Below are 23,328 nucleotides of genomic sequence, written 5' to 3' on the forward strand. Positions count from 1 at the left end.
CGTCACAACCGCGACAGATGCGCCTGCGCGAGGATCTCGGCCTTGGGTCGCTCGTCCGCGGCGAGCGTGAGCCACGTCTCCACGACCGTGTCCGGGTTCAGGGACAGCGATTGGATGCCACGGGCCACGAGCCACTGCGCGAAGTCCGGGTGGTCGCTGGGTCCCTGTCCGCAGATGCCGACGTACTTCCCCTGCCGCTGGCACGCGTCGATCGCCAGGCCGAGGAGGTGCTGCACCGCGGGGTCGCGCTCGTCGAACGCGGAGGCCATGAGCGCCGAGTCGCGGTCGAGGCCGAGCGTCAGCTGCGTCATGTCGTTCGAGCCGATCGAGAAGCCGTCGAAGTGCTCGAGGAACCGCTCGGCGAGGATCGCGTTGGCCGGCAGCTCGCACATCATCACGATCTTCAGGCCGTTCTGGCCCCGGCGCAGGCCATTCGCGGCGAGCAGGTCGATCACGGCGGCGGCTTCGGCGACGGTCCGCACGAACGGCACCATGATCTGCACGTTCGTCAGGGCCCATGTCGTCGCGGACGCGCCGCAGCGCCTCGCACTCCATGTCGAAGCACGCGCGGAACTCGGGCGAGACGTACCGCGCGGCACCGCGGTAGCCGAGCATCGGGTTCTCCTCGTGCGGTTCGTACAGGGGGCCGCCCAGCAGGTTCGCGTACTCGTTGGACTTGAAGTCCGACAGCCGCACGATCACGGGCTCCGGCGCGAACGCCGCCGCGATCATCGACACACCCTCGGCGACCCGCTGGATGAAGAACTCCTCGGCCGAGGGGTACGCCGCGATGCGCGCGCGGATGTCGTCGGCGAGTTCGCCGTCGAGCCGGTCGAGCTCGAGCAGCGCCCGCGGGTGGATGCCGATCTGTCGGTTGATGATGAACTCGAGGCGCGCGAGGCCGACCCCGGCGTTCGGCAGGCGCGAGAACGCGAACGCCTGGTCGGGCGTGCCGACGTTCATCATCATCTTGACGGGGGCCTCTGGCATCCGGTCGAGTTCGGTGACCTCCTCGGCGAAGTCCAGGATGCCGTCGTACACGACGCCGTCGTCCCCTTCCGCGCACGAGACGGTGACCTCCTGGCCGTCCTTCAGGGCGTGGGTGGCGACGCCGGTGCCGACGACGGCGGGGATGCCGAGCTCTCGGGCGATGATCGCCGCGTGGCACGTGCGGCCGCCGCGGTCGGTGACGATCGCCGAGGCGCGCTTCATGATCGGCTCCCAGTCGGGGTCGGTCATGTCGGCGACGAGCACGTCGCCGGGCGCGAAGTCCGCCATCTGCTCGATCGACCTCAGCACGCGGACGCGCCCCGCGCCGATGCGCTGCCCGATCGCCCGGCCCTCGACGAGGACCGCGCTGCGCTCGGCCAGGACGAAGCGGCTCAGGACGTTCGCCGACCGCCGCGACACGACCGTCTCGGGGCGTGCCTGCAGGACGTACAGGTGCCCGTCTATGCCGTCCTTGCCCCACTCGATGTCCATCGGGCGGCCGTAGTGCTCCTCGATGACGAGCGCGATTCGGCCGAGTTCCTCGACTTCCGCGTCGGTGATCGAGAAGCGGCCGCGGTCGTCGGCATCCACCTCGACGAAAGCCGTGCTGCCGTCGACGTGACGTCCGTCGGTGTACCGCATCGCGATGGCCTTCTCGCCGACCGAACGCTTGAGGATCGCGGGGCGACCCGCGCGCAGGGCGGGCTTGTAGGTGTAGAACTCGTCGGGGTTCACGGCGCCCTGCACGACGGCCTCGCCGAGGCCGTACGAGCTGGTGAGGAACACGGCGTCGTCGAAGCCGGACTCGGTGTCGAGCGTGAACATGACGCCCGAGGCTCCGACGTCCGAGCGCACCATCCGCTGGACACCGGCCGACAGGGCCACCTCGTGGTGGTCGAAGCCGTGGTGCACGCGGTACGCGATCGCACGGTCGTTGTAGAGCGACGCGAACACGCGGCGGATCGCCCGCAGGATGTTCTCGATCCCGCCTATGTTGAGGAACGTCTCCTGCTGCCCCGCGAACGAGGCATCCGGGAGGTCCTCCGCCGTCGCGCTCGAGCGGACGGCCCACGTCACGGCATCCGGGTCCGTCTCGTTCGCGACGAGCGCGGCGTACGCGGCGCGGATGTCGGCCTCGAGGTCGGCGGGGAAGGGCTGCTCCTCGATCCACGCGCGCACGCGGCCGCCGAGTTGGCTGAGGGCGGCGACGTCCTCGACGTCCACGCCCCGGACGGCGTCGGCGATGCGGGCGTCGAGGCTGTCCTCGGCGAGGAACCGGCGGAACGCGTCGGATGTGGTCGCGAACCCCGGAGGGACACGGATGCCGGCGGATGCCAAGTGCGACACCATCTCGCCGAGCGAGGCGTTCTTGCCGCCGACGTGGGCGAGGTCGCCCATGCCGATCTCGTCGAAGCGCAGGATGTTGGTCATGGGGTGGGCCTTTCTCGGGGTCGGTCCCGCAGGTTCATGGACTGCAGGATCACGGCGGACATCTCCTCGACGCTCCGGGTCGCGGAGCTGAGGAACGGGATGTGGGTGCGGCGGTACAGGTCTTCGGCCCGGCGGATCTCGAGGGTGCACTGCGCGAGGCTCGCGTAGGTCGAGTGCGGACGGCGTTCGTGCCGCACCTGACTCAGGCGCAGGGCGGTGGTGGTGAGGCCGAAGCAGCGGTCGGCGTGCGGCGCGACGATGCGCGGCAGGCCGTCGGTGGGGAAATCGTCGTCGGTCAGTGGATAGTTCGCGACCAGCAGCCCGTAGTGCAGGGCGAGGTACATCGTCGTGGGCGTCTTCCCGCAGCGCGACGGCGCGACGATGATGACGTCGGCGTTCGCGAGGTCGCGGCCGCTCTGGCCGTCGTCGTGCTCGATCGCGAACTCGACCGCCCGCATGCGGCGGAAGTACTGCTCGAGGTCGCCGAGCCCGTGGTACTGGCCCGCGCGGGTCTCGGCCGTCGCGCCGAGCTCGGCCTCGAGCTCCGTCAGGTGACCGGCGAGGAGGTCGATGACGACCGCGCCCGCCGCGGCCAGACGGGCCCGGATGCCGGCATCCTTGAGCGTCGCGAAGACGATCGGGGACCCGCCGCCCGCGGCCGCCCGGTGGAGGTCGGCCTGGAGGGAGTCGACCGCCTTCTCGTCGACGAAGGGGATCGTGCGGCGCTCGAAGCGGGTGCCCGGAAAGTTCGCGAGCAGGGCGTTGCCGAGCGTCTCGGCGGTGATGCCGGTGCTGTCCGACACGAAGAACACCGGGCGCGTGGCGGTGGCGAGCGCGGCGGTGGCGTCGAAAGGAAGTGGCATGTGACGAAGCTAGGGGTGCCTCAAGCGACCTTTGCGACCAATATGACCGAAAGAAGCGCAGATCTTGCTCCGGTGGTAAGCGATTCCTCCTCGCGGGATCGGCGACGGCCGTTCTTCCCCTCCCGTTCACTCGCTGCCGCCGGATCGGACACGTACGCCCGACACAGTGGAGCGCCGAGAGGTGGTTCGAGATGTCGGTGGCGTTCCTGATCGCGTGGGCTCTCACGACGACCGTTGCCCCGGCGCCCGCGCCGGAGCCCGCGCCCGGCGTGGAGATCATCGTGGTGGAGGTGCCGGCGAGTTCGCGGCAGACCCCGACACCGACCCCGACTCCCACGCCCGCGCCGACGCCCGTGGCATCCGTCTCGCCCCCTCCGGGAGCGCAGGGTCAGCTCCCCGCGACGGGGTGGGATGCCATCACCCTCGCGATCGCGTCCGGCCTCGGCGTCGCGGCGCTCGCCGTCGGTGTCGCGATCCGGCGCGCGCGGCGGCGTCGGGTGTGAGCCGCGCGCTCAGCGGTAGTGCGTGACCCAGGCCCAGATCGGGGGACGGCGGCGTCGCGTCGCGGTCTCGCGCGCTTGGTGCACCGCACGCAGGGCCGCGACCGGCTCCGCGCCCGCGGCGGTCTCCTCCGGTTCATCGGCGGGCGCTGCCTCGGCCACGGGCACCGGCGCCCCGGACCCCTCCGCGAGTTCGATCGCGAGCTCGGCGACCTCGATCGCGGTGGGCCTGGCATCCGGATCCGGGTCGGTCATGGCCGTGAGCAGGAGCTCCCAGCCGTAGCCGAACCGCGTCGGGATCTCGGGGTCGTACGAGAGCGGGGCGAGGAGGAGTTCCTGCACGGCTCCACCGCTCAGGGGACGTTCCGCGGTCAGCGCCTCCATGGCGAGCTGCCCGAGCGCGTAGATGTCCGAGGCGGCGTGGGGCTCCTCCCCGTGGAGCCGTTCGGGCGGGAGGTACTCCCGGTCGTCGACGGGCGTCTCGGGGGCGCGCTCGCCGAGGAGGTGCGTCACACCGAAGTCCGCGAGGATGCCGCGGAAGGGGCGGCCCGCGTTCCGCAGCGGGCGGAGGAGCACGTTCTCGGCCGTCAGGTGCCGGTGGACGATACCGAGGTCGTGGATGGCGGCGAGTCCCAGCGCGACGTCCCGCAGGATCGCCGCGGCCAACGGGGGAGCGAGAGGTCCGCGCTCCTCGAGGTGCTGACGCAGGGTCGGGCCGTGGATGAACTCCATGACGAGGTAGCTCTCGCCGCCGTGGCCGACGTGCGCGTCGTAGATCGTCACCAGCGCGGGGTGGTCGAGCGCGGTGAGCATGCGCGCCCCCGCGAGACGGCGGCGCGAGTCGGGGGCCGCCGCGGGGTCGACCTCGAAGACCTTCACCGCGACGTCGCGCGCGAGGATCTCGTCCCGCGCGCGGAAGAGACGCCCGCCGCCCTCCGGGAGCCGCTCGAGCAGCCGGTAGCGCCGCGCGAAGACGTCGCCGAGGGCGGGCACGGGCGTCGTGTCGGTGTCACGCATCCGGTCGTCCTCTCGGGTCCACGGCCGGAACCCGGTGGTACTCGCGGGTGCGCGGCTCGTGCCCGCGACGGGGGCGGGAACCCGCCCGTCGCGGTGCGCTCGACGTTACCCACCGAGATCTCTGCCGTCCGCCCGATGACAAGCGGCATCCTCGCGGTCCATAATGTCAGCCGCGTTTTTCCGGCTGAGGCGCCGGAGTTCGTCGCTCCGGGGCGCGCCGATGGCGACTCGCGCGTCAGTCGATCCAGAGGACGATGCCGCGCTGGCCGGTGAGCACCGAGGTCACGCCGGCCCGGACGGCTGCGGCCGCGCGCTCGGGCGTGAAGCTCGCGGGGTCGTACGCGGAGGCCTTGCCGAGGCCCTCGCCGCGGTAGGCCGCGCCGGTCCAGTCGGCCGCGGTGACGTTCTCGGTGGGCTCGGCGAGCTCCGCCCCGACGATGAGGAATTGCCGGTCGAGGTGATTGGCGGTCACCGTCGCGAGCGGGTCGACGAGGGCATCGCCGGCGCTGATGATGAGGTCGGGGTTCATCTGCATCGCCTCGACCGCGCCGTCGATCATGTCGGCATCCGCGTGCACGACGCGCAGGTCCGCCTTCGTCTCGGCCGCCCAGTCCTGCACCGCGTTCACGAGCGTCGCCGTCGGAGCGTCGTCGCCCACGGTCAGCAGCACCACGCGGTAACCCGCGGGCGGCCGCACCCCGTCCCACGACCCGGCCTCGGGCGCGTAGGTCGCCTCGGGGGCGAGAGGGGTCGGCGGGGCGAACCCCGCGCCGGGGGTGCCGATCGCGGTCGGGTGCGCGCGCATCTCGCTCCACCCGGATGCCGAGGAGCACCCCGTCATCACCATCGCCGCCACGATCACGGCCGCCATCGTCGTCCTGCGCATCACCGCTCCACCCTGCGCGACGCGGATGGCGCGCGGGAGAACGCGAGACACACGTTCCGTTTCCGTTCCCCCTCCCGGGCACAACCGTTCACACCGCCAGGGCACCCTCGTTCGCGGAAAGGCCTTCATGTCTGCAGTGACCCGGCGCGCCGCGCGCGTTCTCCTCCTCGGTGCGGGAATCCTCGCCCTCCTCTTCTCGGCGGCGCCCGCCCAGGCCCACGGCATGTCGTCGGTGGCGTACGCCGACCTGTCCAGCGGCGGGACGGGAGTGGTGCGGGCGAAACTCCAGCTCGAGTACGACCTCCTCGTCGTGTCCGCCGCCGACCGCCGCGAAGAACGACGCGCTCTTCCAGGACGGGACGACGGCGTTCGAGGCGGACGATCCGACGCAGCAGGCCGCCGCGCTGGAGAAGTACCGCGGCGACGTGACGAGCTACGTCGCGCAGCACTTCCTGATCGACGCCGGCGGCGCGGACTGCACCCCGGCGCTCGCCGAGGACGTCACGATGACGCACCAGGACGGCGTCCCCTACGCCGTCCTCGCGTTCGACTACGCGTGCCCGCCCTCCGAGAACGGCCACGAGGTCGTCTCGACCCTGTTCCCCGACGACGAGGGTTTCGTCAGCGGGACGAAGACGATCCTCACGTACGCGCTCGACATCCACGAGGGAAGTACGGTCCTGGATGCCGAGCACCCGTCGTTCACCACGGCGCAGACGACGCTCGAGCGGTTCTGGGAGTTCTTCCGGCTCGGTGCCGAGCACCTCCTCACCGGGATCGACCACATCCTGTTCCTGCTCGCGCTGATCGTCGGGTCGCGGCGGCTGCGCGAGGTCGTGATCGCCGCGACGACCTTCACGCTCGCGCACTCGGTCACGTTCATCCTCGCCGCGACGGGGCTCGTCGCCGCCCCGGCGGAGATCGTCGAGCCCACGATCGCGCTCTCGATCGCCGTCGTCGGAGCCTGGTACCTGTGGCGCCTCTGGCGCGGCGGCAAGGTCGATCAGGACCTCTCGCACGCCCACGGATTCCTGCGGCTCGACCGCGCGGGCTGGCTGCGGGTCGGCGTCGTGTTCCTCTTCGGGCTCGTGCACGGCCTCGGTTTCGCGTCGGCGCTCGGCATCGACGAACCGTGGTCGTGGACGCTCCTGTGGTCGCTCCTGGTGTTCAACATCGGCATCGAGGCGGTGCAGATCGGCATCATCGTGGTCGTCTTCCCCCTGCTGGTGCTGCTGCGCCGCCGCGCTCCCCGGATCGGGATGTGGGCCAGCGGCATCCTGGCCGTCATCGTCACCGTGGCCGGCCTGGTCTGGTTCGTGCAGCGCATCCTCGGGATCGAGTGACGTTGCCCTGATCGATAGATGTGCACGGTCAACCATTCACGTCCTGGTCACCCGCGGGGAACAGCGTGGAACGGCCCGCCCGACCGCGGGCCCCTCACCTAGAGAAATGGACAGCCATGCTCCTCACAGCATCGACGTCGCACGGGGCGCGCACGCGTCGCCGTGTCTCGTGGATCGCAACGGCCGCCGTCGGCGCGTCGCTCGTGCTCTCCGGCGCCGCGATCGCCCCGGCAGCCTCGGCCGACACCACGGCCACCCTCTCCGGCATCATCCTCGGTGTCGGAGCCGACGAGTCGCAGCGCAACGTCAGCTGGTACTCCTCGGCCGACACCGCGCAGACGGTCCAGGTCGCCCCGACCTCGACGCTCGTGAACGGGGAGTTCCCCGTCACGGCGACGACGTTCTCGGCATCCGGTGCCGCCAACACCTCGACGACCGGCTTCAACCGTCACACGACGATCACGGGCCTCGCCGAGAACACGGCGTACTCGTACCGCGTGGGCTCGGACGGCAACTGGTCGACCACGTACTCGTTCAAGACGCAGTCGTTCGAGGGCGACTACGACTTCCTCTTCTTCGGTGACCCGCAGATCGGCTCGTCGGGCAACATCCCGAAGGACCAGGCCGGCTGGGTGGACACGATGAACGTCGCCGTGAACGCCAACCCCAACGCGGAGCTTCTCGTCTCGGGCGGCGACCAGGTCGACGCCGCGAACAACGAGGACCAGTGGAACGCGTTCCTCGCTCCCGACCAGCTGCGCCAGTACCCCTGGGCCGCGACGATCGGCAACCACGACGTGGGCGGCACGTCGTATGAGCAGCACTTCTTCACCCCGAACACCGACCGCTCCGCCGCGTACTACCGCAAGGGCGCCTCGAGCATCGGCACCGAGTCCGGCGGTGACTACTGGTTCATCTACAAGGACACGCTGTTCATCGACCTCAACAGCAACAGCTACGCCACCTCTCAGGGCGGCGGCGGCGACGACGCGCACGTGGCGTACGTCACCGACGTCGTGAACAAGCACGGCGCCGAGGCGAAGTACACGGTCCTCGTGTACCACCACGCGATCTACTCGCCGGCCGACCACGCGAAGGACGGCGACAACAAGATCCGTCGCGTCGACTTCCCGACGACGTTCTCGAAGCTCGGCGTCGACCTGGTCCTCCAGGGTCACGACCACAGCTACTCGCGTTCGTACGAGATCAAGAACGGCGCCAAGGCCAACGCGGACGAGCAGCCCGGCCAGGACGAGGTGTTCGAGGGCCCCGGCGGTGTCGTGTACGTCACGGCGAACTCGGCCTCCGGCTCGAAGTACTACGACATCACGGCGCCGGACAACAGCGGCACCAGCGGTGCCGGAAACGGCGCCGACCCGCTGAACCCGGCCAACTACTGGTACAACTCCGTGCAGAACCAGGAGCACGTCCGCACGTACGTGAAGGTGCAGGTCCAGAAGGACCAGCTCGTCGTGCAGAACATCCGGTCCGGCAACTGCGCCGCGCCCAACGCGGCCGTCGAGCTCGGCAAGGTCCTGTGGTGCGGCCCCGACAACGGCACCAAGCCGGCCGAGGCCATCGGTTCGATCCAGGACGAGGTCAAGATCCACCCGAACCACGGCGATGGCCAGGACATCCAGGTCGACGTCCCCACGACGGCCCCGGGTGAGTTCGGCTGGACGATCAACGGTCACAACGGTCTCGTCGACCTCGGTACGGCGGAGGAGAAGAACTTCCAGTACTTCGAGGCCACCGGCCAGATCAACCCGATCACGGTGACCGACACCCGCGCCAGCAAGGCCGCGTGGTCCATCTCCGCGTCGGTCGGCGACTTCGTCGACGGTCAGAAGACCTTCGAGGGCAAGTACCTCGGCTGGACGCCCAAGGTCGTCACGCCGGGTGCCGGTGCCGTCGCGGGTGCCGCGGTCGGCTCGGGCTACGACGGGGGCGACGGTCTGTCGGTCTCGCGCTCGCTGAGCTCGGCGCCCATGGGCCACGACCGTGGTGCCGGTGTCGTCGGTGCCGACCTCGACCTGAAGATCCCGAACACGATCGACAAGGGTAGCTACCGCGCGACCCTGACCCTCACCGCGCTGGCCGGCTGACCAGCGAACCGGACCGGCGGGGAGCGACCCTCCCCGCCGGTCCTTCCCGAAGGACCCTCATGAACAACTTCCCCCGCCTCCTCGCCGCGACCCTCGCGCCGCTCCTCGCCGCCGCCGCCGCTCTGGTCGGCGTGCCCGCGATGGCATCCGCGGCCACCGATGACGTCACGTGGACGGTCCGTACCGCGTCGAACTCGCTGGGCGCCGACCGCACGAACTTCTCGTACACGCTCAACCCGGGCGCGCACCTCGACGACGCCATCGTCGTCGCCAACCGCGGCACCGAGCCCGTCGAGCTCGACGTCTACGCCGCGGACGGCTACACCACCTCGACCGGCACGCTCGACCTCCGCCTCGCCGCCGAGGCGCCGGTCGGCGTCGGCAAGTGGATCGTCGTGCCGCAGCACCACGTCTCGGTGCCCGCGGGGCAGACCGTCGAGGTGCCCTTCACCGTCGACATCCCGTCCGACGCGACCCCCGGCGACTACGCCGGTGGCGTCGTGACGTCGCTCACCGTCGCCGATCAGACCGCGAACGTCAACGTCGACCGTCGCCTCGGCATCCGCACCGGCATCCGGGTCGGGGGCGACCTCGCGCCGGCGCTGTCGGTCGACGGCGTGAGCGTCGATTGGGACGGCGGGCTCGTGCCTCTCCTCTTCGGCGACGCGACGGTGCACTACAGCCTGCACAACACCGGCAACGTCTCGCTCTCCGCCGACGACACCGACGCGGTGGCGGGCATCTTCGGCTGGGGCGAGGTTCAGGCCGCGCCCGGCGAGGCGGCTCCCGTGCTGCTCCCCGGCGAGTCGTGGCAGCGCGACGTCCGCGTGCCCGCGGTGGCCGCGATGGGCCTGGTGTGGGCCTCGGTCACCGCCATCCCGACCGTGACGGATGCCTCGGGCTCGACGACCGACCTCGACACGGTGACCGCGTCGGCGATGGGCTGGGCCGTGCCGTGGCCGATCCTCGTCGTGGTGCTCCTCATCGTGGTGGGTGCGGTGTTCGGCCCGCGCTGGCTGCGCACGCGTCGTCGCCGCCGTCAGGAGGCCGAGGACGCCCGCGTCGCCGAGGCCGTCGCCCGCACCCTCGCCGAGAAGGAAGACGTCGCGACCCCCGCGGGCTGATCGCCCGGGATATCTCGACGTCGGTGCACACGGAGGGCGCCCAGCCGCCGGGGAATAGACTGGATGCCATCGACTCCGTCTCTCCGGGACCCTCCGTGACCACTCCTCCTGCCGCGCGCTCCTTCGACGTGCGCCACGTCCAACTGGCGCGCGCGCTCTTCGCCGCGCTCGCGGCGGTCATGGTCACGTTCTCGTCGGATCACTCCGCGGTCGTCGGGTCGAGCGTGTTCAGCGGGTTCGCGCTCGCGACCGCCCTGGTGCTCGTGCTGTCGGTCTGGCTCGTGTACCCGAGCGGGCAGCGCGCCACGCCGCTGGTCCTCGCGGTCGTCACCGGGATCGCCGGACTCGCGGCGAGCATCGGTGCCTGGCGGACCACGGGGTTCTTCTTCGTCCTGGTCATCGTGTGGGCGGTGGTCTCGGGGGCCGTCGAGATCATCGGCGCCGTGCGCGATCGCCGCGCCGGGCGCTCGGCATCCCTCGCCCGGGACGGACTCACGATCGGCGTGCTCACGCTCATCCTCGCCGTGGGGTTCCTGCTGACGAGCCCGGGCTTCTCGTACGACTACTCGATCGAGGGCGCCGGAACCTTCACTCTCACCGGAATCACCATCGCCGTGGGTATCTTCGGCGGGTACGCCGCCATCGTGGCCGTCTATCTGGCGATCGCCGGGTTCTCGCCCCGCCGCCCCGAACCGGTTCCGGCCGCCTCGGCCGAGGAGGCCGCATCATGAACGACAAGCCCACTCGCCGCGACCTCATGAAGCCCGTCCAGCTGCTCGGGCTGGCCTTCATCGCCGCCGTCTTCGCGGGCGGTGTGACGGCGGTCTCGCTGGGCGTCTTCCAGAACCTCCCCGCCGACGAGGTCCAGCGCGCGCTCATCATCGGCCTCATCGCCGCCGGCGTCACCTTCATCGTCGTGCTCGTCAGCCTCGCGCTCCTGCTCCTCGCGGTCGACCCCGCGCAGGTCACGAAAGAGGTCGACCGGCCGCTGCTCGTGCCGCAGGAGGACGAACCGCCCGCGGCCCCCGAGACGAACGACGGCCCCGAGGCTCCGCGCGCCTGAGTCCCGGCTGAGTCAGACCCTCCGCGGGTCGATCATCGTCATGCCCGCCGGGGCCGCGGTGTCCATGCGCGGCAGCATCTCGGCGGCTTCACCGAGCCCGACGACCCGCTCGACGAGGTCCTGCGGGCGCAGCACCCCGCGCGCGATGAGGTCGAGCATCTCGGGGTAGTCCGCGGCCGCCATGCCGTGGCTGCCGAGGAGGTCGAGCTCCCACGCGATCGCGCGCGCCATCGGCATCGGCGTCATCCCGTCGTCGGTGGGGAGCAGGCCGATCTGCACGTGTCGGCCGCGTCGGCGCAGGCTCAGCACGGCGTCGCGCGCGGTCTGCGCGCTGCCGACCGCGTCGATCGAGACGTGGCTCCCGCCGTCGGTGAGGGCGGAGACGGATGCCGGGACATCGGCGCCGTCGGCGAGGATCGTGTGCTCCGCGCCGAGACGTCGGGCCACCTCGAGCGCGGCGGGCGTCCGGTCGACGGCGATCACGCGGGCGCCCAGGGCGGCGCCGATCATGACGGCGCTCAACCCCACGCCCCCGGCCCCGACGACGGTGACCCACTCGCCGGCACGCACGCGCGCGCGGCCGGTGAGGGCGCGATAGGCGGTGGCGAAGCGGCATCCGAGGGCCGCCGCCGCCTCGAACGACACCCCGTCCGGGATCGCGACGAGGTTGGTGTCGGCCGCCCGCACGACGACGCGTTCGGCGAACGATCCCCACTGCGTGAAGCCGGGCTGCTCCTGGCGCGGGCACACCTGCGCATTGCCGCTGCGGCACCACTCGCAGTCGCCGCACCCCATGACGAAGGGCACGGTCACGCGGTCGCCGACGCTCCAGTCGTGGACGCCCTCGCCGATCTCGGCGATGACGCCCGCGAGCTCGTGCCCCGGAACGTGGGGGAGTGCGACGTCGTCATGGCCGACCCACGCGTGCCAGTCGCTCTTGCACAGCCCGGTCGCGTGCACCTCGACGACCACCCCGCCCGCCGGCGCCGTCGGCGCGGGCACCTCTCGGACCTCGAGGGGTTCGGCCAGGGCATCCATGATCATCGCGCGCACGGCATCCATTCTCCCGCCGGTGCGCGCCGCGGAGATGCCACGATGCCCCCGACTCGATCATCGAGCCGGGGGCATCGTCCGTGAGATCAGGCCCGGCGTCGACGGGCGACGAGGACGCCGCCGAGGGCCAGCGCCAGCAGGCCCGCGATGGTCAGGGCCACGGGGGCCTGTGCGCCGGTGACGGCGAGCGATCCGGCGCTGGAGGATCCGGTGCCGGTGCCGGTGCCCGCGCCGGTGCCGGTGCCGCCGCCCGTGCCGGTGCCGGTGCCGCCGCCCGTGCCGGGGTCGGTGCCGGGGTCGGTGACCACGAGCGTCACCACACGCGCGACCTCGACATTGCCGGCCACGTCGACCGAGCGGTACTGAACGGCGTGGGAGCCGGCATCCGTCACCGTGACAGTCGTGCCCGTCACCCATGTCTGTCCGCCGTCGAGCGAGTACTCGGTGCGCTCGACGCCCGAGCCGGCGTCGGTCGCGGTGAACGTCGCGGTCCCGTCGCCCGCGACGGCCGCCGCAGTCGCCGGGAGCGCGAGGCTCCGCAGAACCGGGGAACCGGTGGTCGCCGTCGTGACCGGAGCCACCGTGTCGATGCGGACGTCGAGCGAGCCCGACACGTCGTCCTGCTCGACGCCGTCGATCAACGCGCGGTAGGCGACCGTGTGCGCGCCGTCGGTGTCGACCGTGAGGTCGGTGCCGTCGACCCAGGCGCCGTCGTCGATGCGGTGCTGCACGACGACGTCGGAACCCCCGTCGTGCGACAGCTGCACCGACACCGGTGCGCGGAACCAGCCCGCCGCGTTCGGCTCGGCGCTCAGCATCGGAGTGATCGCGGCGATCCCGCCGGCCTCGGGCACGACGATCTCGGGGATCTTGAGGTACGAGCCCGGGGTGGCGAACGTCAGGCGCAGTCCGGTGGCCAGCACCTTCGTGAACGACAGCGTGGTCTCGGTGCCGTTGGTGACGGTCGGTGCCGATCCGGTGAGCTCGACCGGCATCCATTCGCCCGACGGCGCGCGGTACTCGGCGCTCACGCCGGCGATCGTGCCCTCGATGTTGGTGAAGTGCACCTCGTTCACGCGATGGATCTCGAGAGTCTCCAGGGTGAAGGTCGCCGTGTCCTGGTAGCCCGCGTCGGTCCAGGTCGACCACTGCGTGTTCTGCTTGCCGTCGCACGCGTTTCCGGCGGGCATCGTGGCCCACTTCGTCTGGTGGAACGATGCCGAGACCGTGGCATCCCCGCCCCTGCACACGTTCGGGATCGAGGCGTTGCCCCAGACGTCCACTTCCGCGATCGACTGCCACGTGTTCGCGTCGCTCGTCAGCCGCAGGCGCAGGGCGCTGGATGCCGGCAGCGAACGCGCGTCGATCACGGCCACGGGTGCGGGGGTCGAGGCATCCTGGGCCAGGGTCGCGCCGACCTCGGTGTCCACCCACGCGCCGGAGGCGTCGCGGTATTGCGCCTGGATCCGCGAGGGCCAGGTCGCCGTGGGTCCGTCCTTGTAGGTGTGCACGACGATCGAGTCGAACGTGCGCGGGACGCCCCAGTCGAACGCGAGCCAGCTGTCTCGCGGGTAGCCGTTGCCGGTCCAGTCGTCCCAGCCCTTGGCGGTGGGGTTGCCGTCGACGATCGTGCCGACGAGGTTGTTCCGGCTGGATGCCGTCACGGTCGCCTCCGGGGCGATGTCGGCGAGGCCGGGCTCGGTCACGGTGATCGTGCGCTGGAACGTCCGCCCCGCGGTGAAGTTCGCGTCGGCGGCCAGGGTGCCCGTGACGATCTGCGGCCCCAGCACGCTCGTGTCGAGCGACGACCACGTCACGGCGACCGGTGCGACCGCACCGTTCGAGTCGACGTTCACCGTCGCGGGCAGGTTCGCGGCGGTGCCGCGGCGCACCGTGTCCGGCACCGCGTTCGGCGTCACCGACCAGGTGCCGTGGCCGAAGCCCTTGTCGTCCCAGTACGAGGCGTCCCAGCCGTCGCTGTAGCGCGCGGGGTCCTCGGCGGCGGTGTTGTGCATCTCGAGGCGGCCGTCCTCGCCCACGGTGAGCGGGAGCCAGACGTAGGTCGAGTCGGACTTCCCCTCGTTCCAGCGGTCGCCCATGTAGACGAACTTCCCGGGTTCGAGCTCGAAGACGTTCGTGGTCTGCGAGCCGAAGGTGGAACGGTTCGTGTCGCCGACCGACAGCAGGCCGTCGCCGCCGTCGGGGATGCCGGAGTAGTCCACGGTCTCGTTGGCGTCACCCGGCTGCACGCCGCGGATCCACGTCCCCATCAGGTCCTTCGCCGTGTAGTAGGTCTGCGGGTTCGGTGCCCATCCGGTCGCCCCCGAGGTCACGACGGTGTAGGTGCCGTCGCGTTCGAAGACCGCGGGCGCTTCGAGGTGACCGCACTCCTTCACGATCTGGAAATCCTGGCCGCGCACCGGCGCGTCCGCGCTGCCGTCGGCGAAGACGTACGGGAATCGGCCGTCCTCGGAGTAGGCGTGGACGTCGATCGGATCGTGATCGGTCGTGTGCGTGACGTTCGTGTAGCTGTCGTCGAGGGCCGCGATGTAGAGCGAGTAGTTCTCCTCCGACGAGTACGAGATGTATGCCTTCCCGTCGTCGTCCTGGAAGACGGTCATGTCACGGGCCTGGCCGGGCACCGCGTACGGCGTGCAGGCCTGGTAGTCCGTGCGGTTCGGCATCCGGAACGCGCCGACCATGCGGAACGGACCGGCGGGGAAGTCGGCCACCGCGACCCCGGCCATCGAGCGGGCGTAGGTGCTCCCGCCGGGCTCGGTGCGTCCGTCGGCGTGCCACCACATGACCCACTTGCCGGTCTTGTCGTTGTGCAGCACCTTGGGCCGCTCGAAGATCGCGGTGGAGTCGGACGCCTGCTGCGTGTCGAGGTGGTAGGCGAGCGCGTCGATCTTGTCGTTCCGCGGCTGGCCGTTCTCGTCGACGGTGTCGTACAACTCCGCGAAGTAGGGCGTCAGGAGGTCGTCGCGCTTCGTGATGGTGCGCAGCGCGTCGCCGAGGTTCGTCCAGTTCTTGGCATCCGTCGATCGGTAGACCGCGACGCCGGGGCTGTTCCAGTAGCCGTTCGTCCGGTCTTCGCCGTACCAGTAGTAGACGGTCTGGCCGTTCTCCTCGGTCGTGACGATCTGCCCGCCGTGGGCCTGGATGTGCCGCCCGTCGGTGTCGTACCACTTCGGCTGGAAGTAGTCGGCGGCGCCGGGACCGGGGTCGGCGATCGGCTCGAACGACGTGTAGGTCACCGGTGGATCGAGGCGCGGCACGCCGTCGTTCGGATCGGTCTCGAGGGCGAGGGCGGAGAGGGGGGATGCCAGCGCTCCGGCCAGCACGGCGACCGTGGCGGCCGCGAGAATCCGGCGGGGGGCGAGGGCGCGTCGATGCGTCATCGCGTCGATTCCGTTCCGCGGCGCGACGTCGCGACGCTTGGGCGACCTAGGGTCGCGAGTGGATGTTGACGTCAACACCGTAGGATGCGAGGCGCCCGCGCGTCCACTGTTCGATCACATGCCGTTTCCAGAATGTATCCGAGGAGCCGGCCTCCACCCGCTAGCCACGGCTCACTGCCGCCGCCGCCCCGTGCCGTCCGGTCCCGCCCCGCTCCGTCGGGCGGATTCCGTGGCGGACGCGCCGACCGGGGATGCCGCCTGTCCGTGTGTCGCGGCCGTTCGCCGCGGGACGGTACAGCCGCACCCGCCGCGCGGGGCGGAGCGCCGGTGGGAACCGGCCCGGCTTCAGAGCGCGTCGACCACCCGCGACGCGAGTCCGGCGTACGTGGCCGGAGTCAGGGCGAGAAGGCGTTCCTTCGCGGCATCCCCGATGTCGAGACCGCGCACGAACTCGGCGAGCTCCGCGCCGCCGACCCGGCGACCCCGCGTGAGGTCCTTCAGCAGCGCGTACGGGTCGGTGATCCGGGAGCGGCCCGCGGCGATCTCGGCGCGCACCACGGTCTGGATCGCCTCGGCCAGCACCTCCCAGTTCGCGTCGAGGTCGGCGAGCAGCACGTCCTCGGCGAGCGAGATCTCGGTGAGGCCGCGCTGCAGGTTGTCGAGCGCGAGCAGCGAGTGGCCGAACGCGACGCCGATGTTCCGCTGCGTCGTGGAGTCGGTGAGGTCGCGCTGCATGCGGCTCGTCACGAGAGTGGATGCCAGGGTCGCGAACAGTCCGCCGGCGATCTCGAGGTTCGCCTCGGCGTTCTCGAACCGGATCGGGTTGATCTTGTGCGGCATCGTCGACGAGCCGGTCGCCCCCGCGACGGGGATCTGCGTGAAGTACCCGAGCGAGATGTACGTCCAGATATCGGTGGCGAGGTTGTGCAGGATGCCACCCGCGTGCCGCGCGCGGTCGTACAGCTCGACCTGCCAGTCGTGCGACTCGATCTGCGTCGTGACCGGGTTGAATCCGAGGCCCAGCGACTCGATGAACGCGCGGGTCAGCGCGGGCCAGTCGACGTCGGGTTCGGCGGCGACGTGCGCCGACCAGGTTCCGGTCGCCCCCGAGAACTTCGCGAGGTACTCGCCGGCATCCAGCTGACGGATGACGCGCTCGAGGCGCCACGCGAAGACGCCGATCTCCTTGCCCATCGTGGTGGGCGTCGCGGGCTGGCCGTGCGTGCGGGAGAGCATGGCGGCATCCCGGTGTTCGACGGCCAGCTCGGCGAGGGCGGCGGTCACGGCGCGGAGCTTCGGGAGCCACACGCGCTCGACCGCGCGCTGCACGGTCAGGGCGTAGGCGGTGGAGTTGATGTCCTCGCTCGTGCACGCGAAGTGCGTGAGCTCGGCGAGGGCGGTGAGGCCGAGGCTGTCGAGACGATCGCGCACGAGGTACTCGACGGCCTTGACGTCGTGGCGGGTGACCGCCTCCTTCTCCTTGAGCCAGGCGATCTCGTCGGCGCCGAACTCCTCGTACAGCGCCCGGAGGCGGGCGCGGTCGGCGTCCGAGACGGGAGACGTGCCGAACAGCGACCGGTCGGTGAGGGCCAGGAGCCACTCGACCTCGACCTCGACGCGGGCGCGGTTCAGGCCCGCCTCCGACAGGTAGTCGCCGATCTCCGAAACGGTCGCGAAGTAGCGTCCGTCGAGCGGGCTGAGGGGCTGCGGGGGCAGAGCGGACACGGGTCTCCCGGGGGTCGCGCGAAAGGGTCAGCCCGCGGAACGAATGGCGGGCTCGAGCTGCCGGAACAGGGCTCGGCTGGCGCGTTCGATCATACCGAGCACCTCGTCGAACATCGGGGGGCCCGCGTAGTAGGGGTCGGGGACGTCGAGGGTCTCGGCATCCGGAACGAAGGACTGCAGCAGCGCGATCTTGTCGGCGTCGTCCTCGTTGCGCGCCCACCCCCGCAGCACGCGCTCGTGGCTGCGGTCGAGCGCGACCACGAGGTCGTTGTGCGTGAAGTCCGCGAACGTGAACTGTCGTGCGCGATGCGTGGCCCCGTCGTAGCCGAGGCGTTCGAGGGCCGCGAGCGTGCGGTGGTCGGCGCGCTCGCCCACGTGCCAGTCGCCCGTGCCCGCCGAGGTCGAGACGACGCGCGACCCCAGGCCCGCGTCGACGGCGATACGGCGGAAGACCACGTCGGCCATCGGCGACCGGCAGATGTTGCCGCTGCAGACGAAGACGACGCGGAAGGGCGCGTCGGCACTCGCGGTCATCCCTCCATCATGGCCGGGACGGGCCGCGAGCGCATCAGCGGCGTGAGCCTTCGTCCCCGCGGGGGCGCAGGATGCCACCGAGCACGGCGTTGATGATCGCGATGAGGAGTGCCGCCACGACGGTGAGCCAGAACTCGCCGGTACGCAGGCCCCAGTCCCAGTTCGACGTGATCACGGCCGTCAGCCACAGCAGGAAGCCGTTGATGACGAGCGAGATGAGTCCGAGCGTGAGGATGTAGAGCGGAATGGCGACGATCTTCACGATCGTGCCGACGATGGTGTTGACCAGGGCGAAGATGAGCCCGACCAGCAGCAGCGTGAGCAGCACTTGGAACCACTCGCCGGGGGCGAACGGGATGAGCGTCACCTGCAGGGCCGGCAGCAGGGTGACGATCCAGATGGCGAAGGCGTTGACGGCCACGCGGACGACGAAGCGCATGCCCCCATCGTGGCACGGGGGTCCGACACGCGCACGGGGTGTCCTCGTTAGGCTCGTCCCGTGAGCGAAGAGCCGGTCCTCCCCCGTATCCGTCCCGAGATCGCCGCCCTGCCGGCCTACCGCCAGGGGCGTCAGGCGAGCCCGGACGCGTTCAAGCTGTCGAGCAACGAGAACCCGTTCGATCCGCTGCCCGGCGTGCTGGACGCGGTCCGCGCGTCGACGGCGATCAACCGATACCCGGATGCCACGGCCGCCCGGCTGCGCGAGCGCCTCGGTGCCCGCTACGGGGTGTCGGCGGATGACATCCACATCGGCGCCGGGAGCGTCTCGCTGCTCGCGCAGCTGCTTCTGGCCACGGCCGGTCCGGGTGACGAGGTCGTCTACGCGTGGCGGTCCTTCGAGGCGTACCCGTCGCTCGTGGCGGTGTCGGGGGCGACGAGCGTGCAGGTGCCGTTGACGGCCGACGCCCGTCACGACCTCCCCGCGATGGCCGCCGCGGTCACCGACCGCACGCGCCTGATCATCGTGTGCAGCCCGAACAACCCCACGGGTCCCACCGTCGGCTTCGACGAGTTCACGGCCTTCGTTGGCGCCGTGCCCGCCGACGTCCTCATCGTGCTGGACGAGGCGTACGCCGAGTTCGTGACCGACCCGGATGCCGTCGAGGGCCACCGCGTCCGCGCGCTGCTCGCGCGCCCCAACATCGTCATGCTCCGGACGTTCTCGAAGGCCTACGGCCTCGCGGGCCTGCGCGTCGGCTACGCGATCGGCCACGCGCGGGTGCTCGACGCCGCGCGCAGCACCGCGATCCCCCTGTCCGTCACGGCGGCGGCCGAGGAGGCGGCGCTGGCGAGCCTGGATGCCGAGTCCGAACTGCTGCACCGTGTCGCGGTCCTCGCCGCCCGGCGCGATGCCCTTGTGACGCGCCTGCGCGAGTCCGGCTGGGACGTCCCCGACGCCCAGGGCAACTTCGTGTGGCTGCCCGCGGGCGAACGGACGCTCGAGGTCGCCGCCGCGTTCGAGGAGGCGGGGCTGATCGTGCGCCCGTTCGCGGGCGATGGCATCCGGATCTCGATCGGCGAGGAGGAGTCGATCGACCGCATCGTCGAGATCGCCGCCTCCGTCGCCCCGCGCTGAGGCCACGATGACTCGGGATGCCGCCACGACCCCGGTCATCCCGGGATTCTTCCCCGACCCGTCGGTGTGCCGTGTGGGCGAGGACTACTACCTCGTGAACTCGTCGTTCGAGTACGCGCCCGGCATCCCGATCTGGCACAGCCGCGACCTGCGGACGTGGACGCAGCTCGGCAACGTGCTGACGCGCGAGAGCCAGTTCCTCGCCGGGGGATCGCCGGCCAGCCGCGGCATCTACGCGCCCACGATCCGCCACCGCGACGGCACGTTCTTCGTCGTCGGCACGAACGTCGAGCGCGGCGGGGAGCAGTTCGTCGTGACGGCGACCGACCCCGCGGGGCCGTGGTCGGATCCGATCGTGCTCCCGGGCCTCGGCGGCATCGACCCCGACCTCACGTGGGACGACGACGGCACCTGCGTCCTCACGTACTGCGCGCTGGATGAGTCGCTGCGGCCCGAGGGAGGGACGCTGCCGGTGATCGCGCAGGTGCGTGTGGACCCCGAGCACGGCGTCCGGCTCGAGGAGCCGCGGGTGATCTGGCGCGGGTCGGGCCTCGCGCACCCCGAGGGGCCGCACCTGTATCGCCGCGGCGAGTGGTGGTACCTGCTCACCGCCGAGGGTGGCACGGAACGCGGACACGCGGTGTGCGTCGCGCGCTCCCGGGCGGTCGACGGTCCGTTCGAGGCGGCACCCGCGAACCCGATCTTCAGCCGCCGCAGCACCGGGTTCCCCGTGCAGAACACTGGGCACGCCGATCTCGTCGAGCGCCCCGACGGCTCGTGGGCGATGGTGTACCTCGGCGTGCGCCCGCGCGGCTTCACGCCCGGGTTCCACGTCGTCGGACGCGAGACGTTCCTCACCCGCGTCGCGTGGGTGAACGACTGGCCCGTGGTCCACACCGACGAGGCGCTGCCCGCGCGCCCCGACACGGCGTTCACCGACGAGTTCGCGACAGCGAACCTGCACCCGCGGTGGGTGTCGCCCCACGGGGCACTCCCCGGCCCGCATCCCGCCGGCGGCGTCGCGCTGGAACCGCACGACCTCGCGGTCCGCGTGCGCGACCTGCGGTGGCGGTTCGAGGCGCGCGTGGATGCCTCCGCCGCCGTGGCCCTGCGGGTCCGGCTCGATGATCGCCACTGGTACGAGATCGCCCTCGACGCCGGCGCGGCCGAGGTGCGGGCGCGCGTCGGTCCGCTCGAGGCATCCGTGGGTTCCGCTTCCGCGACCGGCGACGTCGTGGCGCTCCTCGTCGAGGCGGTGGATGCCACCCACGACGGCCCCGACGACCTGCGGTTCGGCCTGCTCGACGCGGACGGCGAACGGTGGATCGTCGCGCTCGACGGCCGGTATCTCTCGACCGAGGTCGCCGGCGGATTCACCGGTCGTACCCTCGCGCTGCGGGCGCTCGGGCCGACGCCCGCCCGGGTCGTGAGCGTCCGGTACTTCCCGCTCGGCGATGAGTGACGCCGCCGCCCCTTGTCGGAAACCCCCGCAGAAACGCGGCATCCGTTGTGCACCTCATGCGGTACAGGGCATGACGTGACCGTTAGCGTGGGTACATGACCCCGCTCGACGACCCGGCTCTCGTGCGCGTTCTGGCGGCCGACGGCACCCTCGCGCCCACCCCTGAGGCCGAGCGCTATCTGCCCCTGATCGAGGCCCTCACCGACGCGGAACTCGAGACGTTCTACCGCGACATGGTCTCGATCCGCGCCTTCGACGTGCAAGCGACCAACCTGCAGCGCCAGGGGCAGCTGGCCCTGTGGCCGCCGTCCTTCGGGCAGGAAGCCGCGCAGGTCGGTTCGGCTCGTGCCGCCCGGCCGCAGGACCACATCTTCCCCTCGTACCGCGAGCACGTGGTGACCCGCATCCGCGGTGTCGACCCGATCGACATCATCCGGCTCATGCGCGGGCTCACGCACGGCGGATGGGACCCGTCCGACCCCAAGAACGGCAACACCCACATCTACACACTTGTGCTCGGTGCGCAGACGCTGCACGCCACGGGCCTCGGCATGGGGCTCGTGTTCGACGGCAAGTGCGGCACCGGAGACCCTGAGCGCGACGAAGCCGTGATCGTCTACTACGGCGACGGCGCGTCCAGCCAGGGCGATGTGCACGAGTCGATGGTGTTCGCCGCGAGCTTCCAGACGCCCGAGGTTTTCTTCCTGCAGAACAACCAGTGGGCGATCTCCGTCCCCGTGGCCACCCAGTCGCGGACCCCGCTCTACAAGCGGGCGGCGGGGTATGGCATCCCGAGTGTCCAGGTCGATGGCAACGACGTGCTCGCCAGCTACGCGGTGTCGAAGCTCGCGCTCGACGAGGCCCGCGCCGGTGGTGGTCCGCGCGCGATCGAGGCGATGACCTACCGTCGCGGCGCGCACACCACGAGCGACGACCCGACGAAGTACCGCACCTCCGCGGAGGAGGAGGCGTGGGCGCACCGCGACCCGATCGCGCGCCTCCGCACGTTCCTCGAGGCGCGAGGCGCGTCGCAGCAGTTCTTCGACGATGCGGATGCCGAGGGCCGCGCGCTCGCCGACGACGTGCGCGTGCGCACGAACGAGCTCGGCGGGCTCCCCCGGGCGCAGATGTTCGACAGCGTCTACGCCGAGGCCCACACCCTGATCGCCGAGGAGCAGCGCTGGCTCGACGACTACGAGGCCGCGATGGAAGGGGGAGCGGAATGACCGAGAACCTCCCGATCAGCCGCGCCCTCAACGCCGGCCTCCGTCGCGCGCTCGAGACGAACGACCGCGTCCTGCTCATGGGCGAGGACATCGGCCCGCTCGGCGGCGTCTTCCGCGTCACCGAGGGCCTGCAGAAGGACTTCGGCCCCCGCCGCGTCATCGACTCGCCGCTCGCGGAGTCGGGCATCGTCGGCACCGCGATCGGTCTCGCGATGGGCGGCTTCCGTCCCGTGCTCGAGATCCAGTTCGACGGGTTCGTCTTCCCCGCGTTCGACCAGATCACGTCGCAGCTCGCGAAGCTCACGAACCGCCACGAGGGCGCGCTGCAGCTTCCCGTCGTCATCCGCATCCCGTACGGCGGGCACATCGGCGCGATCGAGCACCACCAGGAGAGCCCCGAGGCGTACTTCACGCACACCCCGGGCCTGCGGGTCGTGAGCCCCTCCACCGCGAACGACGCGTACTGGATGATCCAGCAGGCGATCGACTCGCCCGACCCGGTCATCTTCTTCGAACCCAAGGCGAAGTACTGGCAGAAGGGCGAGGTCGACACCGAGGCCCCCGCGCTGCCGCTCCACGCGAGCCGGGTCGTCCGCCGCGGCACCGACGTCACGCTCGTCGGCCACGGTGCGATGGTGACGACGCTGCTGCAGGCCGCGGCGCTCGCCGAGAGCGAGGGCACGAGCTGCGAGGTCGTCGACCTGCGCTCGCTGTCGCCGGTCGACTACGGCCCGCTGCTGGACTCGGTGCGCCGCACCGGTCGCATGGTCTACGCGCAGGAGGCGCCGGGCTTCACGTCGCTCGGCTCCGAGGTCGCCGCGACCGTCACCGAGCGGGCGTTCTTCGCGCTCGAGGCGCCGGTGCTGCGCGTGTCGGGCTTCGACGTGCCGTTCCCGCCCGCGAAGCTCGAGGGCACGTACCTCCCGGACGCCGACCGCATCCTCGAGGCCGTCGACCGCTCGCTGGCCTACTGACCCCCACTCACCCCCGTGGACCGCGAGACTGCACTCCGCCGACGAGACCGCGGCA

Annotated in this window: 18 protein-coding genes and 1 pseudogene; 10 read left to right on the top strand and 9 right to left on the bottom strand. The window is 71.2% G+C overall.

Annotated elements, in window-relative coordinates; genetic code table 11:
- Positions 1-2: 2 nt before the first annotated feature.
- Both ppsA and RKD05_RS06680 read right to left on the bottom strand, forming a co-directional pair.
- Positions 3-2,421 (bottom strand): annotated as a pseudogene (gene ppsA, locus RKD05_RS06675) (phosphoenolpyruvate synthase).
- A complete protein-coding gene (locus tag RKD05_RS06680) occupies positions 2,418-3,284 on the bottom strand; it encodes a pyruvate, water dikinase regulatory protein (protein WP_424708883.1) in 867 nt (288 codons plus the stop codon). Before RKD05_RS06680 ends, ppsA begins: the two are co-directional and overlap by 4 nt.
- 191 nt (positions 3,285-3,475) lie before the next feature.
- Here RKD05_RS06680 and RKD05_RS06685 point away from each other — a divergent pair, with 191 nt between their 5' ends.
- A complete protein-coding gene (locus RKD05_RS06685; RefSeq protein ID WP_424708884.1) occupies positions 3,476-3,787 on the top strand; it encodes a hypothetical protein in 312 nt (103 codons plus the stop codon).
- A 9-nt stretch (positions 3,788-3,796) separates the two neighbouring features.
- Here RKD05_RS06685 and RKD05_RS06690 read toward each other — a convergent pair whose 3' ends face one another.
- Positions 3,797-4,801, bottom strand: coding sequence for a serine/threonine-protein kinase (locus tag RKD05_RS06690; protein WP_424708886.1), 1,005 nt, complete (start codon positions 4,799-4,801; stop codon positions 3,797-3,799).
- A 235-nt stretch (positions 4,802-5,036) separates the two neighbouring features.
- Positions 5,037-5,687 (bottom strand): hypothetical protein, encoded by a 651-nt coding sequence (locus tag RKD05_RS06695; protein ID WP_424711780.1) that lies wholly within the window; start codon positions 5,685-5,687, stop codon positions 5,037-5,039.
- 425 nt (positions 5,688-6,112) lie between these two features.
- Between RKD05_RS06695 and RKD05_RS06700 the strand changes: the two genes are divergently transcribed.
- From RKD05_RS06700 to RKD05_RS06720, 5 genes are all read left to right on the top strand, one after another.
- Positions 6,113-7,030 carry a HupE/UreJ family protein gene (locus RKD05_RS06700; RefSeq protein WP_424708888.1) on the top strand — a complete coding sequence of 306 codons (918 nt, stop codon included), beginning with the start codon at positions 6,113-6,115 and terminating at the stop codon, positions 7,028-7,030.
- Between the two features lie 116 nt (positions 7,031-7,146).
- Entirely contained in the window at positions 7,147-9,135 is a 1,989-nt protein-coding gene (locus RKD05_RS06705) for a fibronectin type III domain-containing protein (protein ID WP_424708890.1), read from the top strand.
- 59 nt (positions 9,136-9,194) lie between these two features.
- On the top strand, positions 9,195-10,259 hold the full coding sequence (locus RKD05_RS06710) for a WxL protein peptidoglycan domain-containing protein (protein ID WP_424708892.1): 1,065 nt from the start codon (positions 9,195-9,197) through the stop codon (positions 10,257-10,259).
- A gap of 95 nt (positions 10,260-10,354) precedes the next feature.
- The gene (locus RKD05_RS06715; protein WP_022878463.1) at positions 10,355-10,990 is read left to right on the top strand and encodes a hypothetical protein; all 636 of its coding nucleotides are present in this window, start codon (positions 10,355-10,357) and stop codon (positions 10,988-10,990) included.
- Positions 10,987-11,322, top strand: coding sequence for an amino acid transporter (locus RKD05_RS06720; RefSeq protein WP_424708894.1), 336 nt, complete (start codon positions 10,987-10,989; stop codon positions 11,320-11,322). Before RKD05_RS06715 ends, RKD05_RS06720 begins: the two co-directional genes overlap by 4 nt.
- Before the next feature lie 12 nt (positions 11,323-11,334).
- On the opposite strand, the gene RKD05_RS06725 is transcribed toward RKD05_RS06720, so the two are convergent.
- The 5 genes from RKD05_RS06725 to RKD05_RS06745 form a co-directional block, all read right to left on the bottom strand.
- Entirely contained in the window at positions 11,335-12,375 is a 1,041-nt protein-coding gene (locus RKD05_RS06725) for a zinc-dependent alcohol dehydrogenase family protein (protein ID WP_424708895.1), read from the bottom strand.
- 86 nt (positions 12,376-12,461) lie between these two features.
- Positions 12,462-15,776 (bottom strand): OmpL47-type beta-barrel domain-containing protein, encoded by a 3,315-nt coding sequence (locus RKD05_RS06730; RefSeq protein ID WP_424708896.1) that lies wholly within the window; start codon positions 15,774-15,776, stop codon positions 12,462-12,464.
- A gap of 345 nt (positions 15,777-16,121) precedes the next feature.
- Positions 16,122-17,501 carry an adenylosuccinate lyase gene (purB, locus tag RKD05_RS06735; protein ID WP_424708898.1) on the bottom strand — a complete coding sequence of 460 codons (1,380 nt, stop codon included), beginning with the start codon at positions 17,499-17,501 and terminating at the stop codon, positions 16,122-16,124.
- Between the two features lie 27 nt (positions 17,502-17,528).
- Positions 17,529-18,035: a low molecular weight protein-tyrosine-phosphatase gene (locus RKD05_RS06740; RefSeq protein WP_424708899.1), complete on the bottom strand. Its 507-nt coding sequence runs from the start codon at positions 18,033-18,035 to the stop codon at positions 17,529-17,531.
- 34 nt (positions 18,036-18,069) lie between these two features.
- A complete protein-coding gene (locus tag RKD05_RS06745) occupies positions 18,070-18,474 on the bottom strand; it encodes a phage holin family protein (protein ID WP_424708901.1) in 405 nt (134 codons plus the stop codon).
- Positions 18,475-18,534: 60 nt separating this feature from the next.
- Between RKD05_RS06745 and RKD05_RS06750 the strand changes: the two genes are divergently transcribed.
- The 4 genes from RKD05_RS06750 to RKD05_RS06765 all read left to right on the top strand — a co-directional run bounded on the left by RKD05_RS06750 (position 18,535) and on the right by RKD05_RS06765 (position 23,273).
- The gene (locus tag RKD05_RS06750) at positions 18,535-19,611 is read left to right on the top strand and encodes a histidinol-phosphate transaminase (RefSeq protein WP_424708903.1); all 1,077 of its coding nucleotides are present in this window, start codon (positions 18,535-18,537) and stop codon (positions 19,609-19,611) included.
- Between the two features lie 7 nt (positions 19,612-19,618).
- Entirely contained in the window at positions 19,619-21,073 is a 1,455-nt protein-coding gene (locus tag RKD05_RS06755; RefSeq protein ID WP_424708904.1) for a family 43 glycosylhydrolase, read from the top strand.
- 95 nt (positions 21,074-21,168) lie between these two features.
- The gene (locus RKD05_RS06760) at positions 21,169-22,299 is read left to right on the top strand and encodes a thiamine pyrophosphate-dependent enzyme (RefSeq protein WP_424708906.1); all 1,131 of its coding nucleotides are present in this window, start codon (positions 21,169-21,171) and stop codon (positions 22,297-22,299) included.
- Entirely contained in the window at positions 22,296-23,273 is a 978-nt protein-coding gene (locus RKD05_RS06765) for an alpha-ketoacid dehydrogenase subunit beta (protein ID WP_424708908.1), read from the top strand. The genes RKD05_RS06760 and RKD05_RS06765 overlap by 4 nt, the downstream gene beginning before the upstream one ends.
- Positions 23,274-23,328 lie beyond the last annotated feature (55 nt).

Origin of the sequence: Microbacterium sp. SLBN-111, assembly GCF_049739645.1 — a bacterium.
GTDB lineage: Bacteria > Actinomycetota > Actinomycetes > Actinomycetales > Microbacteriaceae > Microbacterium.